The organism is Streptomyces sp. NPDC023541, assembly GCF_055559995.1.
Window position 1 is genome coordinate 18,886 of sequence record NZ_JBVHJO010000023.1, and the last position, 24,424, is coordinate 43,309.

Genomic DNA, 24,424 nt, shown 5'->3' on the forward strand with positions numbered 1-24,424 from the left:
CCGCCTATTGGATTTGCATCTGTACCGTCAAGCATCGTCGCCTGCAGCTGCACGCGCCCGACGGGCTCCCCACGGGACGGCCAAGCGGCCTCGATGGTGAAGCCTCGACGCGTGTCCTGGGCCAGCCAGCGATGTACGGCCTGCTCGTTGTGCGTGATGACCTGCTGGGAGGCGCGGTCGGGACGGGTGGCAGAACGGGTACGTAAGGGAGATCATCAGTCGATGGTGAAGCCCCAGAAGATGCCGACTTCCGTGGCGGAGACAGCGATCACACCACAATCCATTACGTGGCTGGTGAATCCCTCATAGGCACCCTCGCGACGGAACATGTCGGTATGGGGATTCTCTCGCGCCGTCGCCGCATTGGTAAAAAACAGCGCGTCTTCTCCGAATCTTTCCAGGATCGTCCTCGCGTGCGAGGTCAGCTCGGCCTCCCGCGCATCGAAATCCGGAATGTCATCCGTTTTGAACCACTCACCCTGGAGAGTGACCAGGATTTGTTCGGCGCCCCTCCTCGACACAGGGAAGGCCGTGCTGAAGTCTCCTGACGTGACAGCACTGAACGGGCTGTCCGGGCCGGTGCCGTAATCGCCCCCTCCCGGTGCCGCGGCAACCTTCGACCAGCCACGCGGATCGTCCGTCCGCAGCTGCATGACGTCGAGGGCGTCCAGGCGCCAGTCATCGCGCCATCGCGCCCCCACGGCCGCGAACATGTGCTCCCCGAAAAGGGCCCGCAGAGCACGGCTCCACGATGTGGCGTCAATCTGATGCACGGGCCCTACCCCAGTTCTCCAAGTGCGCGCGGCGGTGTCGCCCCGGTCCCACGACCTTCCCACGACATCGTTCGCCATCAAGACGTACTACGTACGACAAGGTGCGCATGGTGCCCGCTCGGCCGCCGGCGCGGCGCTGGAGAACCTTCGTCGGTACCTCGATTCGAGTGACGCGGCAGCCGACGGCCACCACGGCTGGGCCTCCGCGGCAGCGTTGAAGCGGTGCGCGACCGCCTGGGAGGACCACATGGTCGACCTGGGGAAGCAGATGAACACCATGGCCGACAGCCCGCACACCACGGCGAACGCGTACGACACCACGGACGCCCGGGCGAGGGACGCCTTCAACCGGCTCCAGAGCGGTCTCGCCGACTTCGGGAGGAACTGACCCGTGGTCACCTGCCACGACCTGTACGCCTCCCGCGTGGACCAGTGGCAGAAGGCCGCGGACGACTGGGTCGACCTCGCCCGGCGCTCGTCCTCCACCTGCGAGGACATCCGCGCGCAGGGCGAGAAGCCGCTCGACGACCACTGGGCGGACGCCACGGGCAAACCGCCGGTAAGCGCCTGGAAGACCTCGCCGACCGCCTTGAGTCCGGCGGGGACATCATGAAGGGCGTCGCCATGGTCCTCGACGCCCTCGCGCATTCCATGGGCTACGCCCAACGCGCCCTCTCCCACGCCATCGAGCTGGCGAACGAGAACGGGCTGAGCATCCAGGACGGCCGCGCCATCGGCGCCTACACCGGCGCCGTGCCCACCGGACCGAACGTCCCGCAGGACGTGAGCGATGCCTACCCAAGGAGCAAGGGCACATATGCACGGTCAACGCACTCATCGGTGTTGACCGAGAGCCGCACCCGGCGGTGTCAGAGCTTGCGGAGGGCGGGGAGCAGGGTCGACTGGGCCCAGGTGAGGAAGGGCTGCTGTTGGTCGCCGCCTATCTGGATCAGGGCGACCTCGGTGAAGCCGGCGTCCGCGTAGCCGCGGACCGCTTCGGTGACGGCCGCCACGTCGTCGCCGCACGGCACGGTCTCCGCGACGTCCTCCGGCCGGACGTGCCGGGTCGCCTCGGCGAACGCGGCCGTATTCGGGAGCTCGGCGTTGACGTGCCAGCCGCCCAGTGCCCAGCGGAACTGTTCGTGGGCCCTGCGTACTGCCGTCTCCCGGTCGGGGTCGTAGCTGATGGGCAGTTGTCCGATGCACGGCTTCCCGGAGCCGCCGTGTTCGCCGAACGCGGTCACCAGGTCGCGTTCCGGCGCGACCGCGACGAGGGCGTCGCCGAGGCGGCCGGCCAGTGCGCAGGAGGCGGGGCCCGACGCCGCGATGCCGATCGGCGGCGGTACGTCGGGCAGGTCCCACAGTCTGGCGTCCTCGACGTCGAAGTGGGTGCCGTGGTGGTTGACGTGGTCGCCGGCCAGGAGGGAGCGGACGATGCCCACCGCCTCTTCGAGCCGTTCCAGGCGTACGTGGGCAGCCGGCCAACCCGGGCCGACGACGTGCTCGTTCAGGTTCTCGCCGGAGCCGAGCCCGAGCCGGAACCGCCCCTGCGACAGGAGCTGCACCGTGGCGGCCTTCTGCGCGACCACCGCGGGGTGGTAGCGGAACGTCGGGCACGTCACGTACGTCATCAGCGGGATCCGGGTGGTGGCCTGCGCGGCGGCGCCCAGCACGCTCCACGCGTAGGGGGCGTGGCCCTGGGAGTCCAGCCAGGGGAAGTAGTGGTCCGAGACGACAGAGAAGTCGAACCCCGCACGCTCGGCCCCGACCACGTGGTCCACCAGGTCCCGGGGGCCCGCCTGCTCGGTCATCATCGTGTATCCGATGCGCACCATGTCCCGGCGCCTAACCGCTGCCGCCGCGCCGAAACCTGCCGGCTCACGGCGGGCAGGCATGCGGCCGGCGTTCCGGGGGAGCCGCACCGTAGGAAGGCGGTGAGCTGCCATGGCACACGTGAGCGTGGAGGGGGCCGAGGTCGTCGTGCGGCTGGGGCTGCGCGAGGGCCTGGCCGCGCGGCGGCGGCAGGTACGCGTACCCGTGTCGGCGCTGCGGGAGGTACGCGTGGAGAAGAGCTGGTGGCGCGTGCTGCGCGGCCGGGCCGGTCACGGCACGTGGTCCCCGGGACGGTGTTCGGGGATTCGCAGCAGGCCCGACGGCGAGGACTTCGTCGCGGTGAAGGCCAAGAGCACCGTGCTCTGCCTGGAGCTGGACGACGGGGCGCCCTACCGCCGGGTGGCGGTGTCCGTGCCCGATCCGGAGCGGGCCGAGCGGGCGGTGCGCGCGGCCATGCCCGCGGGCGGGCCTGACGAGCCGCCCGACCCGCCGGATCCGCCGGACCCGGCCGACTCCCCGCCGCACCGGCCGCCGCTCCAGCACGAGGGCGGTACGGCCGACGACCACGGCAGGCTCCCGGGAGTCACCTCCCGGACCGGGAGCGGGCCGGGGCAGCCGCCGCTCGACGACGAACGGGCACTGCGTGCCAATGCGGACCGGGTGCGGCGGGAACACGTCGTCCGCCGCCGCCGGCCGGACGGCCGCGAAGACGCGTAGTTCACGCCGCCCGGGACGGAGAGGCCAGGGCCTCGGCCAGTTCGGCGCGGGTCATGGTGGAGCGGCCGGGGATGCCGGCGGCCGTCGCCCGCTCGTACAGCTGGGCCTTGGTCAGCGAGTCCAGGGAGTCCTGCGAGTCCAGGGAGTCCTGCGAGTCCCGGGAGTCCCGCGCCTTGCCGGACGTCGGGCCTGCCTTGCGCCGGCCGCCCCCGCGGGCCCGTTCGACGCTCGCCCGCAGGGCCTCCGTGAGGTCGACGACGTTCGTGGCCTCCGCCGCGGGCTCGGCCTTCTCCACGGTCTCCCCCGCCCCCTTGGCCTTGATCAGGGCGGACACCTTGTCCTGGTAGGTGTCGTGGAAGTCCTCGGGCTCCCAGCGCATGCCGAGCGCCGTGATCAGCTGCTCGGCCAACTTCATCTCCTTCGCCCCGGCCCTCGTGCCCGACGCGGCCGGCAGGTCGGGTATCTCCTCGCGCGGGTTCCGGATCTCGTCGGCCCAGTGCAGGGTGTGGAGGGTCAGGATGCCGTCCTCCGCCTTGAGGGCGACGAGGTACTCGCGGCCGCGCATGACGAAGGTGGCGACGCCGGCCCGTTCCGCCTTCGCGAGGGCCTCCTCCAGCAGGGCGTAGACCTTGGTGTACTCCTTGCCCTTGGGACCGAGGTAGTAGGTGCGGTCGAAGAAGATCGGGGCGATCTCGGCGAGGTCCACGAAGCCGCTGATCTCCAGGGACTTCGAGCGGCCCGGTGCGATGTCGTCCAGCTCGGCCGGTTCGACCAGGACGTACTCCTCGCCGGTGTCATAGGCCTTGACGATGTCGTCGAGGGCCACCTCCTCGCCGGTGCGCTCGTTGACGCGCCGGTTGCGGATCCGGTCGGAGGTGCCGCGCTGCAGCTGGTGGAAGTGGATGGTGTGGCTGTCGGTCGCGGTGTAGATGCCGATGGGGATGCTCACCAGCCCGAAGCTCAGTACGCCGGTCCACACCGGTCTGGCCATGCTGATCACCGCCTCGGCGCGCCTGGTCCCCCTCGCCCCCGGGCGCCTGCCCGCAGGGCAGCGCCGGAAACGGCCACCGCCGCGCGGCGGCGACCTGCGCGTTTGGGCGGCTCCGGAGGGGTAGCCGCAAGGGCGGGACCGGCACGCACGGAAAGGAGTGTGAACGGTCATGAGTGGCGGCAGCACAAGGGACGACGGCATGCAGGACGCGGGCCGTACACCGGGCAGGGAGCGCGACGAGCGCCTCCGCGGCCGGTCGCCGGACCCGGAGCGGATGAGGACGGGCGGCCGCCCGCGCACCCCCGACGAGATCGCGCACGAGCGGGGCCGCGAGGACGCGACCATGCGGGACGTGATGCGGGACCTGGACGAGCAGGACCTGGACGACATGCGCGACGACCGCTGACCGTTGCGCCCACGCGGCCCCCGGACCGCGTGGGCGGGCCGTCAGCAGATGCGCGGCAGCTGCTCGCCGATCGGCAGGTCGACGACGCGGGTGCCGCCGAGGGCCGTACGGGCGACCACCAGTCCCGGGTGGGCGTCCACGGCCTCGCCGATCACCGTCGCGCCCCGGCCCAGCGGGTGGGCGCGCATGGCATCCAGTACGGCGTCGGCGTGCTCGCGCGGGACGAACGCGACCAGCTTGCCCTCGTTCGCGACGTACAGCGGGTCGAGGCCGAGGATCGCGCAGGCGTTGGCGACGGCCGCGGGGACCGGGACGCTGCGCTCGTGGATGACGACTCCGGTGCCCGAGGCGGCCGCGATCTCGTTCAGCGAGGCCGCGAGGCCGCCCCGGGTGGGATCGCGCAGGACGTGCAGGTCGGGGGTGACGGCGAGCATGGTCTGTACGAGACCGCCGAGGGCCGCGCAGTCGCTCTCGACGTCCACGCCGAACTCCAGGCCCTCCCGGACGCTCATGATCGCCACTCCGTGGAGTCCGATCCCACCGCTGACGATCACGACGTCGCCCGGCACGACCCGCTGCGGGCGCAGGTCCACTCCGTCGGGGATGATCCCGATGCCGGCCGTGTTGATGTAGACGCCGTCACCGTGGCCCGACTCCACGACCTTGGTGTCGCCGGTCGCGATCTCCACGCCCGCCGTGCGTGCGGCGGCGCCCATGGTCTCGGCGACGCGCGCCACCACGGACATCTCGACGCCCTCCTCCAGGATGAAGCCGCAGGACAGGTACGCCGCGCGCGCCCCGCTCATGGCCAGGTCGTTCACGGTGCCGTTGACCGCCAGGTCGCCGATGCCGCCGCCCGGGAAGAACAGCGGGCGCACCACGTAGGAGTCGGTGGAGAAGGCCAGCCGGACGCCGCCGAGGGAGATGGCCGCCGAGTCCCCCAGCTGGGCCAGCACCTCACCGCCGAAGGCCGGGGCGAACAGGTGCTGGACCAGCTCGGCGGAGAGTGCGCCACCGCCTCCGTGGCCCATCACCACGCGCGGGCGGTCGCGCAGCGGCGCCGGGCAGGTCCAGCCCGTGATGTCGAGGGTGGTACCGGCGTCAGACAACGGGGCTCGCCTCCTGCGGGGTGGTCGCGGCGGGTACGGTCTTCAGCTCCAGCCGCCGGTAGAGGTAGTACGCGGCGCAGGCCCCCTCGCTGGAGACCATGGTGGCGCCGAGCGGGCTGCGCGGGGTGCACAGGGTGCCGAAGGCCTCGCACTCGTGCGGTTTCAGCAGCCCCTGGAGCACCTCGCCGCTACGGCACTCCGCGGGCTCCCGGGTGTTGATGCCGCTGACCGAGAAGCGGTGTTCGGCGTCGAAGTCGCGGTAGCGGGCGGACAGCCGCCACCCGCTGTCCGGGATGACGCCGATGCCGCGCCAGGCCCGGTCGGTGACCTCGAAGACGTCCTCCAGCATGGCGAGGGCCGCCGGGTTGCCCTCCGGGCGGACGGCGCGCGCGTAGGCGTTGTCGACGGTGTGCTCGCCGCGTTCCAGCTGCCGCACGGCCCGGCGTACGCCCTCCAGGATGTCCAGCGGTTCGAATCCCGTGACGACGATGGGTACGCGGTGGCGCGCGGCCAGCTCGGGGTACTCGCTCACGCCCATCACGCTGCACACGTGCCCGGCGGCCAGGAAGCCCTGGACGCGGCAGCTCGGCGACCGCATGATCGCCTCGATCGCCGGGGGCACCCGGACGTGGGAGACCAGCAGGCTGAAGTTGTGGATGCCGAGCTTCTTCGCCTGGTGGACGGTCATGGCGTTGGGCGGGGCGGTGGTCTCGAAGCCGATGCCGAAGAACACCACCTGGCGCTGCGGGTTCTCCTGGGCGATCCGCAGGGCGTCGAGCGGGGAGTAGACGACGCGTACGTCGCCGCCCTCGCTGCGCACCTGGAACAGGTCCCGGCCGGTGCCGGGCACCCGCAGCATGTCTCCGAAGGAGCAGAAGATCACGTCGGGGCGGGAGGCGATCTCCAGTGCCTTGTCGATGACCTCCAGCGGGGTGACGCACACCGGGCAGCCCGGCCCGTGGATCAATTCAACCTGTTCGGGGAGGAGTTGGTCGATGCCGTGCCGGATGATCGTGTGGGTCTGGCCGCCGCACACCTCCATCAGCGCCCACGGGCGGGTGACGGTGGCGTGGATGTCGTCGAGCAGCCTGCGCGCGAGGGCGGGGTCCTGGAACTCTTCGATGTACTTCACTGCCGGCCTTCCTGGGCTGTCCGGGCTTCCTGGGGTGCGGTGGCCTCTCCCGCGTCCGGCCCGTCGGCGAACGGCCCGTCGGCGAAGGGCCACGGGGAGTCGGCGCCGGCCTGGGCGGCCGCCTGCTCCCACGGATCGCCGAACTCCTCCTGGAGCATGCCGAGTTCCTCGAAGAGCGCGAGGGTCTGGCGGGCCGACTCCTCGTCGAGGCGCTGGAGGGCGAAACCGACGTGGACGATGGCGTACTCGCCGACCTGGAGGTCCGGCAGGTACTCCAGGCACACCTCCTTCTGCACGCCGCCGAAGTCGACGGTAGCCATGCGGGTGCCGTCCTTCTCCCCGATGTCAAGCACTCTGCCGGGTACCGCCAGGCACATGGGTTTCTCCTTGCTGTGGGTGGTGCTCCGGGGTGGCGGCCGCCGCCACCATGAGCTGGCCGAGGGACAGCCCGCCGTCGTTCGGGGGGACCCGGCCGTGGCGCAGGACGGTGAACCCGGCCGCCCGCAGGGTGCGGGCGCACGCCGAGGACAGCAGGGTGTTGGCGAAGACGCCGCCGGTCAGCGCGACGGTGTCCAGGCCGTGCCGCTCTCGCGCGAGCCCGCAGAGCTCAGCGACGAGGGCGGCGACGCAGGTGTGGAAGCCGGCGGCGATCAGCCCCGGGGCGGTGCCCGCGCGTACGTCGGCCACGACGGCCGCGAGCAGCGGCGCCGGATCGGCGACGACCGGTGCGGAGGCGGCCGGTCCTGCGGCGGACGGGCCGGCGGCGGGGTGCGGCGGGACGCGCAGCCGGAAGGCGTAGTCGGGACCGGTTCCGCCCGCGCGGAGGGCCGCCGCCTCCAGTTCGATCGCCGCCTGGGCCTCGTAGCCGGCGTGGTGGCAGACGCCCGCCAGCGAGGAGACGGCGTCGAAGAGCCGCCCCATGCTGGAGGTCGGGACGCAGTTCAGGCCTCGCTCCAACTGCCTCTCCAGGACACGCAGTTCATCTGCCGGGCAGACTGCGACGCAGGGCAGGTCCGGGGTCCGGTCCAGACCGGCCGCCCGCAGATGGGCCAGGGCCATCCGGTACGGGCGGTGCACGGCGGCGTCACCGCCGGGCAGCGGTACGTAGCCGAGGTGGGCGAACCGGGTGTACCCGGCGTAGTCGGCGAGGAGGACCTCGCCGCCCCACACCGCGCCGTCGTCGCCGTAGCCGGTGCCGTCGAAGGCGACGCCGATCACCGGGCGTTCGCCGTCCAGGCCGTGTTCCGCCATGGCGGAGGCGATGTGCGCGTGGTGGTGCTGGACGCGGACGAGCGGCCGGGATCCGGCGGCGCGCCGCGCCCACTGGGCGGAGCGGTAGCCCGGGTGCCGGTCCGCCGCGAGCAGTCCGGGGCTGACACCGGTGATGGACTCCAGCTGCCGCTCGGCGCGTTCGAGGGCGTACTGGGTGGCGAGGTCGTCCATGTCGCCGATGTGGGCGGACAGCCAGGCCCGGCGGCCCTCGCCGAGGCAGAAGGTGTTCTTCAGGTCGCCGCCCGCGGCGAGGGTCGCGGGGACCGGTACGGGCAGGGTGATCGGCAACGGGGCGTAGCCGCGGGCGCGGCGTACGGTCAGCGTCTCGCCGTCGCAGACCCGCACCACGGAGTCGTCGCACGGCACGTGGATGGGGCGGTCGTGGGTGAGCCAGGCGTCGGCGAGGCCGGCGAGCCGCTCCAGGGCCTCGTCGTCGTCGGTGACGATGGGCTCTCCCGCGAGGTTCCCGCTGGTCATGACGAGCAGCCGGGGGCCGGGCGGGTCGCCGGGCAGCCCGAGGAGCAGGTGGTGGACGGGGGTGTACGGGAGCATCACGCCGAGGTCGGGACAGCGCGGGGCCACACCGTCGGCGAGTACGGCGCCCGGCGCGCCGGCGGCGGCCGCGGGGGCCGTCCCGTCACGGCCGTCGCGGCGGCGCAGCAACACGATGGGCCGTACGCCGCCCTGCAGCAGGGCGCGTTCCTCGGGGCCGATGTGCGCGAGCCGCTCGGCGTCGCCGATGCCGCGGGCCATCAGGGCGAAGGGCTTGTCGCCGCGGGCCTTGCGGCGGCGCAGCTCGGCCACGGCGCCCGGGTGCGTGGCGTCGCAGGCCAGGTGGTAGCCGCCGAGGCCCTTGACGGCGAGGATCGCCCCGGCCGCCAGGAGCCGGCGGGCCGCGGCGATCGGGTCGGTGCCGCCGTCCGGGGTCTCGCGGGGCGGCCGCCCGGTGAGCAGGGCCAGCCGGGGGCCGCAGGCCGGGCAGGCGACCGGCTGCGCGTGGAAGCGCCGGTCTGCGGGATCACCGTACTCGCGGGCGCAGTCGGGGCACATGGGGAAGCGGGCCATGGTGGTGTGCGCTCGGTCGTACGGCAGCCCGGTGACGATGGTGAACCGCGGTCCGCAGTGGGTGCAGGTGATGAAGGGGTGCCGGTGGCGCCGGTCGGCCGGGTCCGCGAGTTCGGCGAGGCAGTCGGCGCAGGTCGCCACGTCCGGGGAGACGAGCGTCCGGGCGGGGCCGCCGCCCCGCGAGGCGGTGATCGTGAATCCGGCGCCGCCCGCGACGGGGACCTCGTGGTGGTCGACGGCGTCCACGACGGCCAGCGGCGGTGCGTCCGCCGCGAGGTGCTCGCAGAACCGCGAGACGGCGGCCGGGGCGCCCTCGACCTCGGCGACGACTCCCTCGGGGGTGTTGGTGACGTGCCCGGCGAGGCCGAGTCCGGTGGCGCGCGTGTAGACGTAGGGGCGGAAGCCGACGCCCTGGACCACGCCGCGGACGGTGACCCGGCGGCGCTGCACCGGCTCCATCAGCGGGTCTGGGCGGCGGGCCGGACCTGCGGGTGCCCGTCGTCGTGCTGGTGATCGTGGTCGTGCCGGTGATCGTGGTCGTGATCGGCGCCGTGGGCAGGGGTGTGGTCGCGGGTGTGGCCGGGCCCGTGGTGGTGGTCGGACCCGTGATCGCAACCGTGGTCGTGGCCGTGCAGGTGCCCGTGGTCGTGGCCGTGCAGGTGCCCGTGGTCGTGGCCGTGCAGGTGCCCGTGGTCGTGGCCGTCCACGGCTCCGTGGTCGTGGCCGGTCGCCTGCTGCCGGCGGGCCATCACCGGGGTGTGCGTCCCGGCCCCCGCCCCCGCCGCCAGCGCCCGGTCCAGCAGGAGGCCCAGGCCCTCGCCCTTGCGGGCCGAGGTCATGACGATCTCCACACCGGGATTGACCCGTTCGACGTTGGCGCGGAAGGCGGCCTCGTCGAACTCGACGGCCTGCGCGATGTCGGTCTTGGTGACGACCACCAGCTGCGCCAGTCCGAAGGCGGACGGGTACTTGAACGGCTTGTCCTCGCCCTCGGTCACCGAGGCGAGCACCACCCGCAGCGACTCCCCCAGGTCGTAGCCGGCCGGGCAGACCAGGTTGCCCACGTTCTCCACGAAGAGCAGCCGGGTGTCCTCGGGCAGCCAGCCGTCCAGGTGCCGGCCGAGCATCCCGGCCTCCAGGTGGCACAGTCCGTCCGTGAGCACCTGCTTGACGGGTACGCCCGAACGGGCCAGCCGCAGCGCGTCGTTCTCGGTGGCCAGGTCCGCCGTGAGCGCGGCGACCGGTACCGATCGTTCGCGTGCCAGGAGCAGCTCGCGCTCCAGGAGCGCCGTCTTCCCGCTGCCGGGGCTGGAGAGCAGGTTGACCACCGTCGTCCCGCGGGCGGTGAGTTCTTCGCGCAGGGCTTGGGCGACGCCGTCGTTCTTGGCGAGTACCGCCTGCCGCAGATCGACCACTCGGCACATGGTTCAGGCCTCCTCGGGAATCGGTTCGCGGGTACGGGCGCCGGCGGGGCCGTCTTCCCAGCGGACGCTGAGGATCTGCAGCTCGCGGCCCGACAGCAGTTCCACGTCCGTGGCCCTGCCGCAGGCCGGGCAGCACAGCTCGGGGGGCATCCCGACGGCCCAGGTGCCGGGGCAGGTCCCGCAGCGGGCGCGGGCGGCCACGGTTTCGGTGACGAGCTCCGCGCCGTCGAGTACGGTCCCGGCACAGGCCAGTTCGAAGCAGAAGGCCAGCGCGTCGGGCACCACGCCCGCCAGCTCTCCCACTTGGAGCCGTACGGACGTGACGGCGTGCGCGCCGCCCGCCCTGGCGGCTTCTTCCACCTGGCCCACGACGGCCATGGCGATCGACATCTCGTGCATCGGACTCCGTCCTGCCGGGGCTCATTACACCGGCGGGACGGGGGTGCGGCGGTCGGGCACGCCGGTGCGCCGCATCCCCCGTACGCCGTTCGGCGGGGGGTGCGGCGGCAGCGGGGTCACATCCGGCGCATGCGCAGGTAGCGCCTGATGTCGGGGGCGACCATGAGCATGACGGCGGTGAGGGCGGCGACGGCGGCCCCGCCGATGATGGCTTTCTTCATGGGGTTCTCCTCAGTTCGCGGCGGGGTGCGCCGGCTTCGTCGGTGGCCGGACGTTCGAGCAGGTCCAGGGCCATGCGGACGGCTTCGGGTACGGCGGCGGCGACGGGGGCGCTCAGTCCGATCCCCTCCTCGACGCAGGCTGGTTCGCAGCCGAGGACCAGCGTGCGCCGCGGCGGGGTGGCGCCGGTTCCGGCGCACAGGGCGTCCAGGAGCGCGAGCACGGTGTCGGGCGACATGTGGTGGCCGTCCAGCACGGGGCCCTCACCGGGGCCGGCGGCGGTCTGTGGGCCGGCGCCCGCACCCGCGGCCGCGCCCGATTCCGCCTCGATGAGGTAGAGCGTGCCCGGTGCGCCGCCGCGGGCGGTGGCGTCGACCAGCACGAGCGTGTCGTAGCCGTCGAGGAGCTGGTAGGCGAGGTGGACCCCGCGCACGCCGAAGTCCACCACCTCGACCCCGTCGGGCAACCGGTGCGCGGACAGGGCCCGTACGGTCTCCACGCCGAAGCCGTCGTCACCGAGGAAGACGTTGCCGATGCCCGCGATCAGGACCTTGGGGTTCACGCGCCCTCCAGCAGGGTGACCTCGTCGGGCTGGAAGTAGAGGAAGCGGCCCTGTTCCCGCCGGATGTCCGCGCCGGGGTCGTCGTCCACCGTGACGGCGAGGTGCACTCCCCCGTCGACGTCGTGGAGCACGGCTTCGACCAGGGCCGCGCGGCCGTGGAGGAAGAGGTCCTGGGCGTCGGTGCGGCGCGGTCCGGGGCGGAGCAGGACGCGACTGCCCGGTCCGACGGGGGCGCCGTCGATGGTGATCCGGTCGCGGGCCGGATCGGCGGTGTCCGCGCCGGCGGGGTCCCACCAGGGTGTGTCCGGCCTGAACACCGCTTCTTCGTCCGGGATTTCGGTGATCTGCTCCGGCCCGTCCGGGCCGGTGACCTCCCGCAGGGAGCGTACGGCGCCGTGCAGGCGCTCCAGCACCTCGGGAGGCAGGGAGTCGGCGAGGTCGATGACGGCGGCCGCCCGGGCGTCGGTGCCGCGCGCCTCGCGCTTCTCCTGGTCGGTCAGGGCCGCCGTCCGCAGGGCGAGGATCTCGTCGATCTCGGTGGCGTCGTACATGGCGCCCGCACTCTCGGGCGCGATGGCCGGGTGGTCCTCCAGGATGATCGGGGAGGACAGGACCACGTCGGCGCGGCCCGCCCCGCCTGCGAGCACCGGCCAGGTGTGGAGGTTCTGGCAGGCGGCGACGGCCTCCCTGGCCCATTCGGGCGGGTCGGTCATGGACAGGAAGGAGCCGGAGTCGAGGCCCAGCAGGAGGTGGGCGGCGACCAGCGAACGGGGCAGGGCCGCCTCCCGGTCGGCGGGGACGGCGTCGGTTACGGGTCCGGCGTCGGCTCCGGGGGCCCACGGGCTGGTGTTCTCCACGACGGCCGTGAGCCTGAACACCCGGTAGGCGCCGTCGAGTTCCACGGCCCGCAGCCGCAGTACTCCCTCGATCTCCTCGGTGCGGCGGACCAGCCGGCCCGCCGTCCGCCCGTCGGCGCCGAGGACGGTCTCGATGTCGTCGCGGGCGGGGCGGGTGAACGGGACGGTGATGCCATCACCCGTCAACTCGGCGACAGCCACCTTCAGTTCGACGTGCTCCTCGGTCCCTTCGTCCCAGGGGACGAGGACCCGGTCGGCCAGGTGCAGCTCGTCGACCTCGGCGAAGCCCCCGCCGTCCAGGGCCTGCTGGACCGTACGCCGCTGCGCGTGCAGGAAGCGCAGCTCCAGGGCGAGGCTCGCGTCGCCCTTCGGCTCCATCAGGACCTCGGTCTGCTGGAAGGCGTGCTCGCCGTGGGCGGGCCCCCACGCGGGGGGTACCAGGACCCCGAACTGCCAGCGCAGCCGGTTCTTGGCCGCGGAGGCGCGGTACGGGTAGAGGACGTACCCCTCCAGGAGGACGGCGTCCGCCACCTGCCGGGCGGCGGCGAAACGCGGGTCCGCGGTGGCCGTCGCCGCCCCGCAGCCGTCGGTCGTGGTCACGGGGCCGTCCTCTCCGTGAGGCGCGGGCGCAGGGCACCCGGCCGGACGGCTCCGGGCGGGGGCGGCTGCGCGGGATCGGACGCGTCCAGCAGGGCGCGTACGGTCGCCTCCCAGGAGGCGAGCGCGTGGCGGGAGCGGTAGGCGAGCAGCTCGGCCATGGTGGCCCGGGGCAGCCGCAGCCATCCGCAGCCGGGGAAGTGCTGCTCGACCATCTCGCGCCAGACGGCCACGGGCATCCGGTACGAGGCTTCGCGGTCCCAGGGCACCGGCTCGACCCGGAAGCCGGCTTCACCGGTGAAGGCGGTGCCGGAGAACAGCATCAGCAGCGGGACTTCGCCGTCCTCCAGGGCTTCGAAGTAGCGGGTCGCGGCGATGTCCATGTCGTAGGTGCAGGGCACGACCAAATCCGTCTCGGTCTCCCCGGTGAACCCGGGCACCATGACCGACACCTGGGCGAACTGCACGGGTTGGAGCGTGGTGCCCCACCGGGAGCGTTCGCCGAACAGGTCCGCGAGGCCCTCCGCCTCGGCGGGGCCGTAGGCGCGGCGGGCCGGTTCGATGCGGATCTGGCAGCGCAGGGCGAGGGCGTGCACGCGGGTGTCCGGGTCGGCGGTGACGCGCAGCCGGAAGACGAGGGTGGGGCCGGCGGCGTACGGGTCGGCCCGCACGCCGGTGCAGGTGAAGTCGAAGCCCGTCATGACCGGTCCCCCGTGGGCGCGAGGGGCCTGGCCCGCCGTTCGACGTCGTCGAAGAAGGCGCCGAGCGCGGCCCGCGCCTCGGCCCCTCCGTCGAAGCCCTGCCACAGCATCCGCATCCGGCCCACCAGTTCGTAGCAGGCGTCGATCGGCACGAGGTAGCAGCCGGAGCGGCCCTCCCAGCGGTGCACGAGCAGGGCTTCGGTGTCGGGTTCGAGCAGGGCGGCCAGCGGCCCGCCGTCGAGGACCTGCTGCCATGTCTGCGGATCGAGTTCGCTCTCCGTCGCCCCGGCCGGGCTGGGGTAGAGCGCGACCAGCCGGTCCAGGGCGGCGTTGCGGAAGAAGAAGGCGACGCCGACGGGGATCTGGAGCCGTTCCCACACCCCGTCGTCGAGCCGGTGCTCCGGGTCGGTCAGGTAGCGGTCGGGGACGGCCCGGTAGCGGCCGGTCCGGGCGCCGGGGCGGTCGAACAGCAGGGAGCAGGCGGTGCAGGCGCAGACCAGCGTCCGCTTCTCGGTCTCCACGAGGTGGCGGTGCCCGGCGGGCACCACCACCCCGCACAGCTCGCAGGTCTCGGGCCGGGGCGGGCGCGGGCCGGCGAACCGGCGCAGCCCGCGCGGGCCCTGCGTACGGGCGGCGGGCCCGCTCACGACACCCGTGCCGGGCTGTGCGGCCGGGTGCCGATCTGCAGCAGCGCGGGCTGCGGGTCCGGGGCGGGCTCCATCTCCACGCTCGTCACCTCGGGGGCGAAGCAGGTCAGGGTGTCCTCCAGCGTGCGCCGGGCGGTTTCCGCCCCGCCGGGCCCGCAGCCGCAGCCGGTGGGGGCGGCCGCGGGGCGCAGCCGCAGGACACCGGTGGCCTCGTCGAAGCCGAGCAGCTCCACCGGGTCGGGGGCGGCGGCCAGGGCGCGGGCGATCCGGGTGTGCACGTCCTCGGGGTGCAGGCCGTGCAGGGAGAGCAGGCTCGCCACGAGCTCGTCGTCCGCGGCCGCCGCCAGCGGGCCGTGCCCCAGCTTCGCCGCGATCCGGGCGAGCCCGGCACCGTAGAACTCCATGAGAACCCGCACGAGTTCCTCGGCGGCCTCGCACGCGGCGCGGTCCCCGGTGGCGGCCAGCCGGTCGAGCACCTCCTCGACGCGGCGGCCCGCCTCCCGGGCGTCGACGGCCGCGCTCATCCGCCCAGTCCGCTCAGGCCGGTGGGGACGTGCATCGTCTTCACGGTCCTGCCGCCGCCGACGTACATGTGGACGCCGCAGGGCAGACAGGGGTCGAAGCTGCGCACGGCGCGCATGATGTCGATGCCCTTGAAGTTCTCCGGGGTGTTCTCCTCGAAGATCGGGGTGTTCTGCACGGCGTCCTCGTACGGTCCGGGCGTGCCGAAGGTGTCGCGGGTGCTGGCGTTCCACGGAGTCGGCGGGTAGGGGTGGTAGTTGGCGATCTTGCCGTCGCGGATGACCATGTGGTGCGAGAGGACGCCCCGTACGGCCTCGGTGAAGCCGACGCCGATGGACTCGTCCGGCACCTCGAACTTCTCCCAGGTCTGGGTGCGGCCCGCGCGGACCTCGGCGAGGCCCTTCTCGGCGCAGTGCAGGGCGATGGCGGCCGCGTACGCCTGGAAGTAGGTGCGGGCGCGGTTGCGTTCCAGCGCGTTGCTCCACTTCGGGATCTTCCACTCGAAGCGGGTCTCGGGTTTGGTCATGGTGCGGGGCAGGTTGATGACGACGCTGTGGCCGGTGGCCTGGACGTAGTCGGTGTGGACGAGGCCGGACAGGGCGGTGGACCACAGGCGGGCGATGGGGCCGCCGCCGGTGTCGAGGGCGAGGTGGTCCTTGCCGTCGAACCAGCGGGGGGACATCACCCAGCTGTACTTGTCGTCGAAGTTGCGCTTCTGCGGGGCGGGGATGGTGTGCTGGTTCCAGGGGTGGCGGGGGTCGACCGGGTTGCCGAGCGGGTCGTGCGTGACGAACTGCTCCTGGCCCTGCCAGTCGTCGTAGTACGAGCTGCCCAGCAGGATGCGGATGCCGAGGTTGATCTCGGTGAGGTCGTTGGTGACCAGCTTGCCGTCCACGATCACGCCCGGGGTGACGAACATCTTCCGTCCCCAGTCGGTCATGTTGGCGTACGTGAAGTCGCAGTACTCGGGGTCGTTGAGCGCGCCCCAGCAGCCCAGCAGCACCCGGCGGCGGCCGACCTCCTCGTACCCGGGCAGGGCCTCGTAGAAGAAGTCGAAGAGGTCGTCGTGGAGCGGGACGACGCGCTTCATGAACTCGACGTACCGCATGAGGCGGCTCATGTAGTCCGTGAAGAGCTGGACGGAGGCGATGGTGCCGACGCCGCCCGGGTAGAGGGTGGAGGGGTGCACGTGGCGGCCCTCCATCAGGCAGAACATCTCGCGCGTGTAGCGGCTGACCTGGAGGGCCTCGCGGTAGAACTCGCCCTCGATGGGGTTCAGGGAGCGCATGATGTCGGCGATGGTCTTGTAGCCGTGGTCACCGGCGTGCGGGGCCTCGGTGCGCTCGGCGAGTTCCAGGACCCCGGGGTTGGTCTCGCGGACCATCTTCTCGCAGTAGTCGACCCCGACCAGGTTCTCCTGGAAGATGTTGTGGTCGAACATGTACTCCGCCGACTCGCCGAGGTTGATGATCCACTCGGCGAGGTGGGGCGGCTTCACCCCGTAGGCCATGTTCTGCGTGTAAACGGAGCAGGTGGCGTGGTTGTCGCCGCAGATCCCGCAGATGCGGCTGGTGATGAAGTGCGCGTCGCGGGGGTCCTTGCCGCGCATGAAGACGCTGTAGCCGCGGAAGACCGACGAGGTGCTGTAGCACTCCGCGACGCGCTTCTGCTTGAAGTCGATCTTCGTGTGGATGCCGAGACTGCCGACGATCCGGGTGATCGGATCCCAGGCCATCTCCACCAGGCCGCTGCCGTCGCCGGCCGCCTTCGTGTTCGGTGCCATCGTGTCTGCCGTGACCCTTCTTCGGTGCGTTCGGTGCGTTCGGGGCGTGTCTGCCGGGGTGTGGGAGGAGCGGGGCCGTCACCAGGGCGGGCGGTAGCCCGTGGTCAGGCTGCGGCCGGTCCGCCGCCACTTCGGCTCCTCGTCCACGGTGTGGGCGGTGACCGACCGCAGCTTGCGGACCAGCGCCCCGTACGCCCCGCTGGCGGTGGTGGAGACCTTCGCGCCGGGGGGTTCGTCCATGAAGGGCATGAACTTGTCGGGGAAGCCGGGCATGGTGCAGGCGATGCAGATGCCGCCGACGTTGGGGCAGCCGCCGATGCCGTTCATCCAGCCGCGCTTGGGGACGTTGCACTTCACGACGGGGCCCCAGCAACCCAGCTTGACCAGGCACTTCGGGGAGTCGTAGGTGTGGGCGAACTGGCCCTGCTCGTAGTAGCCGGCGCGGTCGCAGCCCTCGTGGACGGTCGCGCCGAACAGCCAGGTGGGGCGCAGCTTGTCGTCGAGGGGGATCATCGGGGCCGATCCCGCCGCCTGGTAGAGCAGGTAGGTCAGGGTCTCCGAGAAGTTGTCCGGCTGGATGGGGCAGCCCGGCACGCACACGATGGGGATGCCGGCCTGCGACTTCCAGTCCCAGCCCAGGTAGTCGGGCACGCCCATGGCACCGGTCGGGTTGCCCTCCATGGCGTGGATGCCGCCGTACGTGGCGCAGGTGCCGATGGCGACGACGGCGAGGGCCTTGGGGGCCAGCCGGTCGATCCACTCGCTGGTGGTGATGGGCTGGCCGGTCGCCGGGTCGTCGCCGAACCCGCACCAGTAGCCCTCGGGCTTGATCGACTCGTTGGGGATCGAGCCCTCGACGACCAGGACGAAGGGGTCGATCTCGCCGCGCTCGCCCTTGAAGAACCACTCGATGAAGGTGTCCGCGCCGCCGACCGGGCCGCATTCGAAGTCGATCAGGGGCCAGTGCACGGCGATCTTGGGGAGACCGGGCAGGGTGCCGGTGACGATCTCCTCGATGCTCGGCTGCATCGCCGCCGTCAGGGACACGGAGTCGCCGTCGCAGCTCAGACCCGCGTTGATCCAGAGGATGTGGATCACGGGGTCTTCGACCGGGTCCTTCGTCACTGCGGCCATGCGCTGCCTCCTCGGGGAGGGGATCAGGGGTGTGGAGGGGGTGGGGAGGCGGTCTGCCTCGGCCCCACGTTTCTTGCTAACAGCTGCCGGGGCCCGGCGCCGCGTCTGGTACGGCCAGTCCAGTGACGCAGAGCCGGTTCGCGGCGGAGCGGGTGAGATGGGGCGGGGTGGCCGCGGGGCGCTCCTTGCGCACGAAGGCGCGGCGCAGGGCGTGGTAGGAGGCGTCCGGATCGAAGAAGGTCCGCCGCATCCGCGCCAGCTCGGCGGCCCGGTAGGCGGCCAGCGGCCGGCGCCCTTCATGGAGCTCGCGGGTGGCCTTCTTCGCGGCGGTCCGGGACGCGGTGGCCGGCAGGGCGGCGAGCCGGACCGCGAGGCGCTGCGTCTCGTCGGCGAAGTCCCCGGGCGCGCACGGGACCGTACGGTCGACCAGCCCCAGCCGGTGCGCGGCGGCGGCTCCCAGCGGCAGCGCCTCGGAGGTGAGGCGCACCGCCAGGCCGGAGCCGACGCGCAGGGGCAGGGTGTACGTCCAGTACTCGGAGCCGTACAGCCCCATCAGGCGGTAGTGCGGGTTCAGGACGACGCCGGAGCGGCACCAGACCTCGTCGGCGGCGAGGGCCAGCATGGCGCCGCCGGCGGCGGCGTTGCCGCCGAGGGCGCTGACCACGAGGCGGTCGGTGGTGGTGAGCACGGCCTCGACGAGGTCGTCCATGGCGTTGATGTTGGCCCAGGACTCCTCGGCGGGGTCGTCGGCGGCCTCGATGACGCCCAGGTGGATGCCGTTGGAGAAGAAGTCGCGGCCGCCGCCCAGGACGAGGACGGTGGTGGGGCGGGCACAGGCGGTCCGGTAGGCGTCGAGCAGGCGGCGGCACTGCGAGGTGCTCATCGCGCCGCCGGGGAAGGAGAACGTCAGGAAGCCGGTCCGGCCCTCTTCGTGGTAGCCGATGTCGGACCAGGCGGGGCGGTAGGGGCCGCTGTCGGGCGGGGCGGGGAGTTCGGGCAGCGGGGGCAGCCGGTCCGCGAGGGCGAGGGTCGCGGGGAGCCTGGGCGTGGGCGGTGCGTCCGGGGCGCGGGGGGCGCGCAGCTCCGGGATCCAGACGGCCCCGTCGGACGTGGCGCGGCAGACGGCGCCGGCCCGGGTGGCGAGCAGTTCGCCGGGGTGGCCGCGCAGGTCGTCCTCGCGGCGGCCGCCGTGCAGGAACCAGTCCGTGCCGAGCAGGTGGTCGCGTACGCCGGGCTGCGAGTCGGCGGCGCGCAGGACGCGCAGGACGCGCTCGGTGCTGTCCGCCGACCAGTCGATGCGGCGCTCGTCCTGGCGAAGCAGCGGCCGGGCCAGGCCGCCTTCCTGGGGGCGCGGGACGTACGTACCGGAGGCGAAGCGCTCCACGGCGAGCAGGACGGCCTCCAGCGCGGCGTCGGCGATCTCGCCGCGGTAGAAGTCGCTCTTGCCGACGGGTGGCACCGGGCAGTCGGCGGTGGCCCAGACGTCCCCGGCGTCCATCTCGGCGTTGGCCTGCAGGACCGTGACCCCCCATCGGGTCTCGCCGTCCTGGACGGCGCGGTCGAGGGAGGAGGGGCCGCGGTCGCCGACCGGTCCCGGGTGGACGACGAGGCAGGGGTACGCGGCCCAGACGTCCTCGGGGATGGCGGTGCGCAGCATCGGCGCGAGGACGAGGTCGGGGTGGTGGCGGCGTACGGTGTCGGCCAGCGGGGTGTCGGGCGCGGCCAGTTCGACCGCCACCCGGTGGCCGTGGTCGCGCAGCTCGGCGTGGACTCGCTGGGTGAGGCTGTTGAACGCGCTCGCGACGAGCAGGATGTACACGTGGTCTCCCGGCGGCGGCCCGGAGCCGCCGCGGTCGCGGTGCCCGGCCTGGTCGGCCGGCTGGTGACCGGAGCACGACCGGCCGCCTGCGATGCTCGGCCACGGCGGGGCGGCTGCGGCCGAGGCCGTGCGGCGTTGTCACTCGAAAGCGCAGCGGGGGCGCCCGCTCGGCCCATCCCCTCGCCGGGGGAGCGGGCGGCTCCGGATCGCCCTGCGGACCGGTCCCCGCGCCGGGATCCGCACCCGGCGCGGGCGGGTCCCCAACGCGTCGGGCCGGTCCGCGGACCGGGATTCCCGCGCGGTGCGGGCCGGTCCGCGGGGCCGGGCAGGGGTGTCTCCTCGGCTCGGCGCGCGCGGGGTGTCTCGGCTGTACCCGGTGGTCGCGCGCTCGTCCTGCGGGGACACCCCTCCCCGCCCCCGCTCCCCACGCGTCGGGCCCGGTTCCGGAAGCCATCCTGGGCGGTCCGGGACCGGTCCGCGCGGCGGGATACGGGCGCGGTGGGGGCGGGTCCGCGGGGCCGGGGAGGGGTGTCTCCTCGGCTCGGCGCGTGCGGGGTGTCTCGGCTGTACTCGGTGGTTGCGCGCTCGTCCTGCGGGGACACCCCTCCCCGTCCCCGCTCCCCACGCGTCGGGCCCCGCTTCGGGGAACCGTCCAGTCGGCCCGGGCGTCTTCGGGGCACTGTCGGACTGCCGTGGGGCGGGGACACGGCGGAGTGTCCCCGCAGGACGAGGCGCGACCTTGCCCACCTGGCCGCGACATGCCCGCGGGCGCCGAGCCGAGGAGACACTCCGGCGGGGCACCGCCCCACACCACCAGCCCCGCCGGCGATTGAGGCGCGGGGCCCGGGGCAGCGCCCCAGCACCACCCACCCCCCGCAGCCGAACCGCAGGGCCACGGCACCCACCGGCCAGCCCCAGCCAAACCGCAGGGCCCGGGCAGCGCCCCAGCACCACCCACCCCCCGCAACCGAACCGCAGGGCCCGGGGCACCGCCCCAGCACCACCGGCCAGCCGCAGCCGAACCGCAGGGCCCCGGCACCGACCGGCCCGCCGGACCCGGCGGCGGGGGCCGGACCCCTACGGGAGGACCGCCAGCCCGTCCAGTTCGACCAGCGCCGCCTCGTCCCAGAGGCGGACCGCGCCCACGACCGCCATCGCCGGGTAGTCACGGCCCGCCAGCCTCCGCCAGATCCGGCCCAGTTCGGCCGCGTGCACCCGGTACGCGGCCACGTCGACCGCGTACACCGTCACCCGCGCCAGGTCCGCCGGGGCACCGCCCGACGCGGCCAGGGCCGACAAGAGGTTGGCCAGGGCCGTCTCGAACTGCTCCGGCAGGGTCTCCCCCACCACCTTGCCGGCGCCGTCCAGCGCGGTCTGGCCCGCCAGGAACACCAGCCGCGAGCCCGTCGCCACCACCGCGTGCGAGAAACCCGTCGCCGGCGACAACTCCGCCGGGTTGATCCGCTCAAGGCTCACTGCCCGGACACCTCCCCCTCCAACGCCCCGTACAGCTCCTTCGCGATGATCGTGCGCTGCACCTCGCTCGCCCCCTCGTAGATCCGCGGCGCCCGCACCTCCCGGTAGAGGTGTTCCAGCAGGTGCCCGCGCCGCAGGGCGACCGCCCCGTGCAGCTGGACCGCGTGGTCCACCACGTACTGGGCCGTCTCCGTGGCCAGCAGCTTCGCCATCGCCGCCCGCCTCGGCACGTCGGCCGCGCCCCGGTCGTACGCCCCCGCCGCCGCGTACACCAGCAGCCGTGCCGCCTCCGTACGGGTGGCCATCTCGGCCACCCGGTGCGCCACCGCCTGGAGGTCGCTCAGCGTTCCGCCGAACGCGGTCCGCCCGGCCGTGTGGGCTAGCGTCGCGTCCAGTGCGGCCCGGGCCATGCCCACCGCGAACGCGCCGACGCTGGGCCGGAAGAGGTTCAGGGTGTCCATGGCGACGCGGAAGCCCCGTCCGGGCTCGCCGAGCAGGTCCTCCGGGCCGACCGGGACCCCGTCGAAACGGAGGGATCCGATGGGGTGCGGGGACAGCATGTCCAGCGGCTCGCCGCTGAGGCCCTCTCGGTCCGCGGGGACCAGGAAGGCCGACACCCCCTTCGCACCCGGCCCTTCACCCGTACGGGCGAACACGGTGTAGAAATCCGCCTCGGGTGCGTTGGAGATCCAGCACTTCTCGCCGCTGAGCCGCCACCCGCCCCCGCCCCCGGCGGCCCCGGCGGCGCCGGCGGCGCCGCCCGCCGGATCGCGCTCCGCGGCCAGCGCCAGCGCCGCCGCGTCCGAGCCCGCCCCCGGCTCGCTGAGTGCGAACGCGGCCACGGCCCGCCCTGCCCGCACGTGCGGCAGCCACCGCTGCCGCTGCGCCTCGCTCCCCGCCCGCAGGACCGGGTACGCCCCCAGTCCCTGCAGGGCCAGCGCGGTCTCGGCCTCCGTGCAACCGTAGGCCAGGGACTCCCGCAGCAGGCACAGCTCCAGCGCGCCCGAGGCGAACACCCGCTCCAACAGGCCCAGCTCACCCAACGCCGCCAGCAGCGGCCGGTTGACCCTGCCCGGTTCCCCCTTCTCCGCCAGCGGCCTCAGCCGTTCGGCCGACAGTGCGCGCAACCGCCCGCACCACTCCTCCTGGTCCACACCGAGCGCGAATCCGGTCATCCGAACATCCCCGCATCTATCGCGTCCTGTTGACTGCCGTCATCATCACGATACGCTCCAAGGAGTACCTCCCGGCGGTCGCCGGGAGAAACGACCGCACGGCCGGCCCCACCCCACTCCGGACCGCTGCAAGGGGGGCGAACCCGCCTTGGACCTCAAGCCTTCCGCTCACGTCGACACCTTCGCCCGCGACCATCTGCCACCCGCGGACGCCTGGCCGGAGCTCCTCTTCGATCTGCCCGAACTGGCCTATCCCGACCGGCTGAACTGCGGTGCCGAGCTGCTCGACGCCACCATCGCCCGGTTCGGGGACGCCGGCGCCGACCGCCCGGCCTTCCGTGACGGCGCCGGCGAGGTGTGGACGTACGGCGGACTGCGCGACCGCGTCGACCGCCTCGCCCACGTCCTCACCGCCGACCTCGGCGTCGTGCCCGGCAACCGGGTGCTCCTGCGCGGGCCCACCGGCCCCTGGCTCGCCGCATGCTGGCTCGCGGTGATGAAGGCGGGCGCGGTCGCCGTCACCGTCCTGCCCCAGCAGCGCGCGCAGGAGCTGGCGACGGTGTGCGCGATGGCCCAGGTCCGGCACGCCCTGTGCCATGCGGGCGTGCTGGACGACCTGGTGAAGGCCGAGGTGCCGGGGCTGCGGATCACCGCCTACGGGGGCGGTGCCCCGGACGACCTGCTGAGACTGGCCGAGCGCCACGACGCGCCCTTCCCCGCCGTCCCGACCTCCGCCGACGACGTCGCCCTGATCGCCTTCACCTCCGGGACCACCGGCCGGCCCAAGGGCTGCATGCACTTCCACCGCGACCTGCTCGCCGTCGCCGACACCTTCTCCCGGCACGTGCTGCTGCCCCGCCCCGACGACGTGTTCGCGGGCAGTCCTCCGCTCGGCTTCACCTTCGGCCTCGGCGGGCTCGTCGTCTTCCCGCTGCGCGCCGGCGCGTGCGCGCTGCTGCTGGAGGACGCGGTGCCGCGCCGGCTGCTGCCCGCGCTCGCGGAGCACCGGGTGACGGTGCTGTTCACCGCGCCCACCGCCTACCGGACGATGCTGGACGCCCTCGGCCCGTACGACGTGGGCATGTACGACCTGTCGGCGCTGCGCCGCTGCGTCTCGGCCGGGGAGAACCTGCCCGCCGCCACCTGGCGGGCCTGGTATGACCGCACCGGCCTGCGGATCGTCAACGGCATCGGGGCGACCGAGCTGCTGCACATCTTCATCTCCGCCGCCGACGAGGACATCCGGCCCGGCACGACCGGCAGGGTGGTGCCCGGCTGGGAGGCCCGGGTGGTGGACCGGGCCGGACGGCCGGTCGCGGACGGCGTGCCGGGGCTGCTGGCCGTGCGCGGCCCGGTGGGCTGCCGCTATCTGGCCGATCCCCGGCAGGCGGAGTACGTGCAGGGCGGCTGGAACCTGACCGGCGACACCTACGTGCGCGATGCCGAGGGCTACTTCCGCTACGTCGCCCGCGCCGACGACATGATCGTCTCGGCGGGCTACAACATCGCGGGCCCGGAGGTCGAGGAGGCCCTGCTGCGCCACCCGGACGTGGTGGAGGCCGCGGTCGTGGGCCGCCCGGACGAGCGACGCGGGCAGGTCGTCGTGGCGTACACCGTCGTCCGTGAGGGCGTGGTCCTGACCGAGGACGCCCTGCGCACGTTCATGCGGGCGGAACTGGCCCCGCACAAGTGCCCGCGCTCCTTCGTCTTCCTCCCCGCGCTCCCCCGGACGGCCACGGGCAAGCTCCAGCGCTTCCGGCTGCGCGATCAGGAAACCCGGCCCGGTCGGCGAGACGCCCTAGAGTGAAGCC

The 24,424-nt window shown here is 73.4% G+C and carries 25 protein-coding genes and 1 pseudogene; 5 read left to right on the forward strand and 21 right to left on the reverse strand.

What is annotated here, in order from left to right; translation table 11 throughout:
- Positions 1-17: 17 nt before the first annotated feature.
- Together ACZ3X1_RS33930 and ACZ3X1_RS33935 are read right to left on the reverse strand one after the other, a co-directional pair.
- Positions 18-158, reverse strand: a pseudogene (locus tag ACZ3X1_RS33930) (RNase A-like domain-containing protein); the annotation flags it as partial.
- A 57-nt stretch (positions 159-215) separates the two neighbouring features.
- Complete coding sequence (locus ACZ3X1_RS33935; RefSeq protein WP_390073816.1) at positions 216-773, reverse strand: hypothetical protein; 558 nt, start codon at positions 771-773, stop codon at positions 216-218.
- Positions 774-795: 22 nt separating this feature from the next.
- Between ACZ3X1_RS33935 and ACZ3X1_RS33940 the strand changes: the two genes are divergently transcribed.
- A complete protein-coding gene (locus ACZ3X1_RS33940; RefSeq protein ID WP_467282926.1) occupies positions 796-1,161 on the forward strand; it encodes a hypothetical protein in 366 nt (121 codons plus the stop codon).
- A 3-nt stretch (positions 1,162-1,164) separates the two neighbouring features.
- Positions 1,165-1,386 carry a hypothetical protein gene (locus tag ACZ3X1_RS33945; RefSeq protein ID WP_467282928.1) on the forward strand — a complete coding sequence of 74 codons (222 nt, stop codon included), beginning with the start codon at positions 1,165-1,167 and terminating at the stop codon, positions 1,384-1,386.
- A gap of 256 nt (positions 1,387-1,642) precedes the next feature.
- On the opposite strand, the gene ACZ3X1_RS33950 is transcribed toward ACZ3X1_RS33945, so the two are convergent.
- Positions 1,643-2,608, reverse strand: a complete 966-nt coding sequence (locus ACZ3X1_RS33950; RefSeq protein WP_467282930.1) for an LLM class F420-dependent oxidoreductase — start codon at positions 2,606-2,608, stop codon at positions 1,643-1,645.
- A gap of 109 nt (positions 2,609-2,717) precedes the next feature.
- Between ACZ3X1_RS33950 and ACZ3X1_RS33955 the strand changes: the two genes are divergently transcribed.
- Positions 2,718-3,323, forward strand: a complete 606-nt coding sequence (locus ACZ3X1_RS33955; RefSeq protein ID WP_467282932.1) for a hypothetical protein — start codon at positions 2,718-2,720, stop codon at positions 3,321-3,323.
- 1 nt (position 3,324) lies between these two features.
- On the opposite strand, the gene ku is transcribed toward ACZ3X1_RS33955, so the two are convergent.
- Positions 3,325-4,314, reverse strand: coding sequence for a non-homologous end joining protein Ku (ku, locus tag ACZ3X1_RS33960; protein ID WP_467282934.1), 990 nt, complete (start codon positions 4,312-4,314; stop codon positions 3,325-3,327).
- 169 nt (positions 4,315-4,483) lie between these two features.
- Between ku and ACZ3X1_RS33965 the strand changes: the two genes are divergently transcribed.
- Complete coding sequence (locus ACZ3X1_RS33965) at positions 4,484-4,720, forward strand: hypothetical protein (protein WP_467282936.1); 237 nt, start codon at positions 4,484-4,486, stop codon at positions 4,718-4,720.
- 41 nt (positions 4,721-4,761) lie between these two features.
- On the opposite strand, the gene hypE is transcribed toward ACZ3X1_RS33965, so the two are convergent.
- The 17 genes from hypE to ACZ3X1_RS34050 form a co-directional block, all read right to left on the reverse strand.
- Complete coding sequence (hypE, locus tag ACZ3X1_RS33970) at positions 4,762-5,751, reverse strand: hydrogenase expression/formation protein HypE (protein ID WP_467283012.1); 990 nt, start codon at positions 5,749-5,751, stop codon at positions 4,762-4,764.
- 70 nt (positions 5,752-5,821) lie between these two features.
- Positions 5,822-6,961: a hydrogenase formation protein HypD gene (gene hypD / locus ACZ3X1_RS33975; RefSeq protein ID WP_356813854.1), complete on the reverse strand. Its 1,140-nt coding sequence runs from the start codon at positions 6,959-6,961 to the stop codon at positions 5,822-5,824.
- Complete coding sequence (locus tag ACZ3X1_RS33980) at positions 6,958-7,338, reverse strand: HypC/HybG/HupF family hydrogenase formation chaperone (RefSeq protein ID WP_356813855.1); 381 nt, start codon at positions 7,336-7,338, stop codon at positions 6,958-6,960. Before ACZ3X1_RS33980 ends, hypD begins: the two co-directional genes overlap by 4 nt.
- Positions 7,307-9,757 carry a carbamoyltransferase HypF gene (gene hypF / locus ACZ3X1_RS33985; RefSeq protein ID WP_467282938.1) on the reverse strand — a complete coding sequence of 817 codons (2,451 nt, stop codon included), beginning with the start codon at positions 9,755-9,757 and terminating at the stop codon, positions 7,307-7,309. The genes ACZ3X1_RS33980 and hypF overlap by 32 nt, the downstream gene beginning before the upstream one ends.
- Entirely contained in the window at positions 9,757-10,722 is a 966-nt protein-coding gene (gene hypB, locus ACZ3X1_RS33990) for a hydrogenase nickel incorporation protein HypB (protein WP_467282940.1), read from the reverse strand. The genes hypF and hypB overlap by 1 nt, the downstream gene beginning before the upstream one ends.
- Before the next feature lie 3 nt (positions 10,723-10,725).
- Positions 10,726-11,121, reverse strand: coding sequence for a hydrogenase maturation nickel metallochaperone HypA/HybF (locus tag ACZ3X1_RS33995; protein WP_467282942.1), 396 nt, complete (start codon positions 11,119-11,121; stop codon positions 10,726-10,728).
- 116 nt (positions 11,122-11,237) lie between these two features.
- Positions 11,238-11,342: a DUF6893 family small protein gene (locus ACZ3X1_RS34000; protein WP_390073813.1), complete on the reverse strand. Its 105-nt coding sequence runs from the start codon at positions 11,340-11,342 to the stop codon at positions 11,238-11,240.
- Positions 11,339-11,902, reverse strand: a complete 564-nt coding sequence (locus ACZ3X1_RS34005) for a hydrogenase maturation protease (RefSeq protein WP_356813861.1) — start codon at positions 11,900-11,902, stop codon at positions 11,339-11,341. The genes ACZ3X1_RS34000 and ACZ3X1_RS34005 overlap by 4 nt, the downstream gene beginning before the upstream one ends.
- Entirely contained in the window at positions 11,899-13,359 is a 1,461-nt protein-coding gene (locus tag ACZ3X1_RS34010; RefSeq protein ID WP_467282945.1) for a hypothetical protein, read from the reverse strand. Before ACZ3X1_RS34010 ends, ACZ3X1_RS34005 begins: the two co-directional genes overlap by 4 nt.
- Positions 13,356-14,057, reverse strand: a complete 702-nt coding sequence (locus ACZ3X1_RS34015) for a DUF6084 family protein (protein WP_390073812.1) — start codon at positions 14,055-14,057, stop codon at positions 13,356-13,358. Before ACZ3X1_RS34015 ends, ACZ3X1_RS34010 begins: the two co-directional genes overlap by 4 nt.
- Positions 14,054-14,704, reverse strand: coding sequence for a DUF5947 family protein (locus ACZ3X1_RS34020; protein WP_390073811.1), 651 nt, complete (start codon positions 14,702-14,704; stop codon positions 14,054-14,056). The genes ACZ3X1_RS34015 and ACZ3X1_RS34020 overlap by 4 nt, the downstream gene beginning before the upstream one ends.
- Positions 14,701-15,228: a hypothetical protein gene (locus ACZ3X1_RS34025; RefSeq protein ID WP_356813866.1), complete on the reverse strand. Its 528-nt coding sequence runs from the start codon at positions 15,226-15,228 to the stop codon at positions 14,701-14,703. Before ACZ3X1_RS34025 ends, ACZ3X1_RS34020 begins: the two co-directional genes overlap by 4 nt.
- The gene (locus ACZ3X1_RS34030; RefSeq protein ID WP_356813867.1) at positions 15,225-17,009 is read right to left on the reverse strand and encodes a nickel-dependent hydrogenase large subunit; all 1,785 of its coding nucleotides are present in this window, start codon (positions 17,007-17,009) and stop codon (positions 15,225-15,227) included. Before ACZ3X1_RS34030 ends, ACZ3X1_RS34025 begins: the two co-directional genes overlap by 4 nt.
- 78 nt (positions 17,010-17,087) lie before the next feature.
- Positions 17,088-18,143, reverse strand: coding sequence for an NADH-quinone oxidoreductase subunit B family protein (locus tag ACZ3X1_RS34035; protein ID WP_391708452.1), 1,056 nt, complete (start codon positions 18,141-18,143; stop codon positions 17,088-17,090).
- Between the two features lie 76 nt (positions 18,144-18,219).
- The gene (locus ACZ3X1_RS34040) at positions 18,220-19,962 is read right to left on the reverse strand and encodes an enoyl-CoA hydratase-related protein (protein ID WP_467282954.1); all 1,743 of its coding nucleotides are present in this window, start codon (positions 19,960-19,962) and stop codon (positions 18,220-18,222) included.
- 1,077 nt (positions 19,963-21,039) lie between these two features.
- Positions 21,040-21,438: a RidA family protein gene (locus tag ACZ3X1_RS34045; protein ID WP_356811709.1), complete on the reverse strand. Its 399-nt coding sequence runs from the start codon at positions 21,436-21,438 to the stop codon at positions 21,040-21,042.
- Positions 21,435-22,613: an acyl-CoA dehydrogenase family protein gene (locus tag ACZ3X1_RS34050; protein WP_467282957.1), complete on the reverse strand. Its 1,179-nt coding sequence runs from the start codon at positions 22,611-22,613 to the stop codon at positions 21,435-21,437. Before ACZ3X1_RS34050 ends, ACZ3X1_RS34045 begins: the two co-directional genes overlap by 4 nt.
- A 148-nt stretch (positions 22,614-22,761) precedes the next feature.
- Here ACZ3X1_RS34050 and ACZ3X1_RS34055 point away from each other — a divergent pair, with 148 nt between their 5' ends.
- Positions 22,762-24,420, forward strand: a complete 1,659-nt coding sequence (locus ACZ3X1_RS34055; protein WP_467282959.1) for an AMP-binding protein — start codon at positions 22,762-22,764, stop codon at positions 24,418-24,420.
- The last annotated feature ends 4 nt before the right edge of the window (positions 24,421-24,424 follow it).

Bases quoted from the DNA above. Each gene is read 5' to 3' on its own strand.
- ACZ3X1_RS33950 (WP_467282930.1), bottom strand. From the start codon at position 2,608: ATGGTGCGCATCGGATACACGATGATGACCGAGCAGGCGGGCCCCCGG.
- ACZ3X1_RS34050 (WP_467282957.1), bottom strand. From the start codon at position 22,613: ATGACCGGATTCGCGCTCGGTGTGGACCAGGAGGAGTGGTGCGGGCGG.
- ACZ3X1_RS34030 (WP_356813867.1), bottom strand. From the start codon at position 17,009: ATGGCACCGAACACGAAGGCGGCCGGCGACGGCAGCGGCCTGGTGGAG.
- ku (WP_467282934.1), bottom strand. From the start codon at position 4,314: ATGGCCAGACCGGTGTGGACCGGCGTACTGAGCTTCGGGCTGGTGAGC.
- ACZ3X1_RS34035 (WP_391708452.1), bottom strand. From the start codon at position 18,143: ATGGCCGCAGTGACGAAGGACCCGGTCGAAGACCCCGTGATCCACATC.
- hypB (WP_467282940.1), bottom strand. From the start codon at position 10,722: ATGTGCCGAGTGGTCGATCTGCGGCAGGCGGTACTCGCCAAGAACGAC.
- hypF (WP_467282938.1), bottom strand. From the start codon at position 9,757: ATGGAGCCGGTGCAGCGCCGCCGGGTCACCGTCCGCGGCGTGGTCCAG.
- ACZ3X1_RS33955 (WP_467282932.1), top strand. From the start codon at position 2,718: ATGGCACACGTGAGCGTGGAGGGGGCCGAGGTCGTCGTGCGGCTGGGG.
- ACZ3X1_RS33995 (WP_467282942.1), bottom strand. From the start codon at position 11,121: ATGCACGAGATGTCGATCGCCATGGCCGTCGTGGGCCAGGTGGAAGAA.
- ACZ3X1_RS34015 (WP_390073812.1), bottom strand. From the start codon at position 14,057: ATGACGGGCTTCGACTTCACCTGCACCGGCGTGCGGGCCGACCCGTAC.
- hypE (WP_467283012.1), bottom strand. From the start codon at position 5,751: ATGGGCCACGGAGGCGGTGGCGCACTCTCCGCCGAGCTGGTCCAGCAC.
- ACZ3X1_RS34000 (WP_390073813.1), bottom strand. From the start codon at position 11,342: ATGAAGAAAGCCATCATCGGCGGGGCCGCCGTCGCCGCCCTCACCGCC.
- ACZ3X1_RS34025 (WP_356813866.1), bottom strand. From the start codon at position 15,228: ATGAGCGCGGCCGTCGACGCCCGGGAGGCGGGCCGCCGCGTCGAGGAG.
- ACZ3X1_RS33965 (WP_467282936.1), top strand. From the start codon at position 4,484: ATGAGTGGCGGCAGCACAAGGGACGACGGCATGCAGGACGCGGGCCGT.
- ACZ3X1_RS33980 (WP_356813855.1), bottom strand. From the start codon at position 7,338: ATGTGCCTGGCGGTACCCGGCAGAGTGCTTGACATCGGGGAGAAGGAC.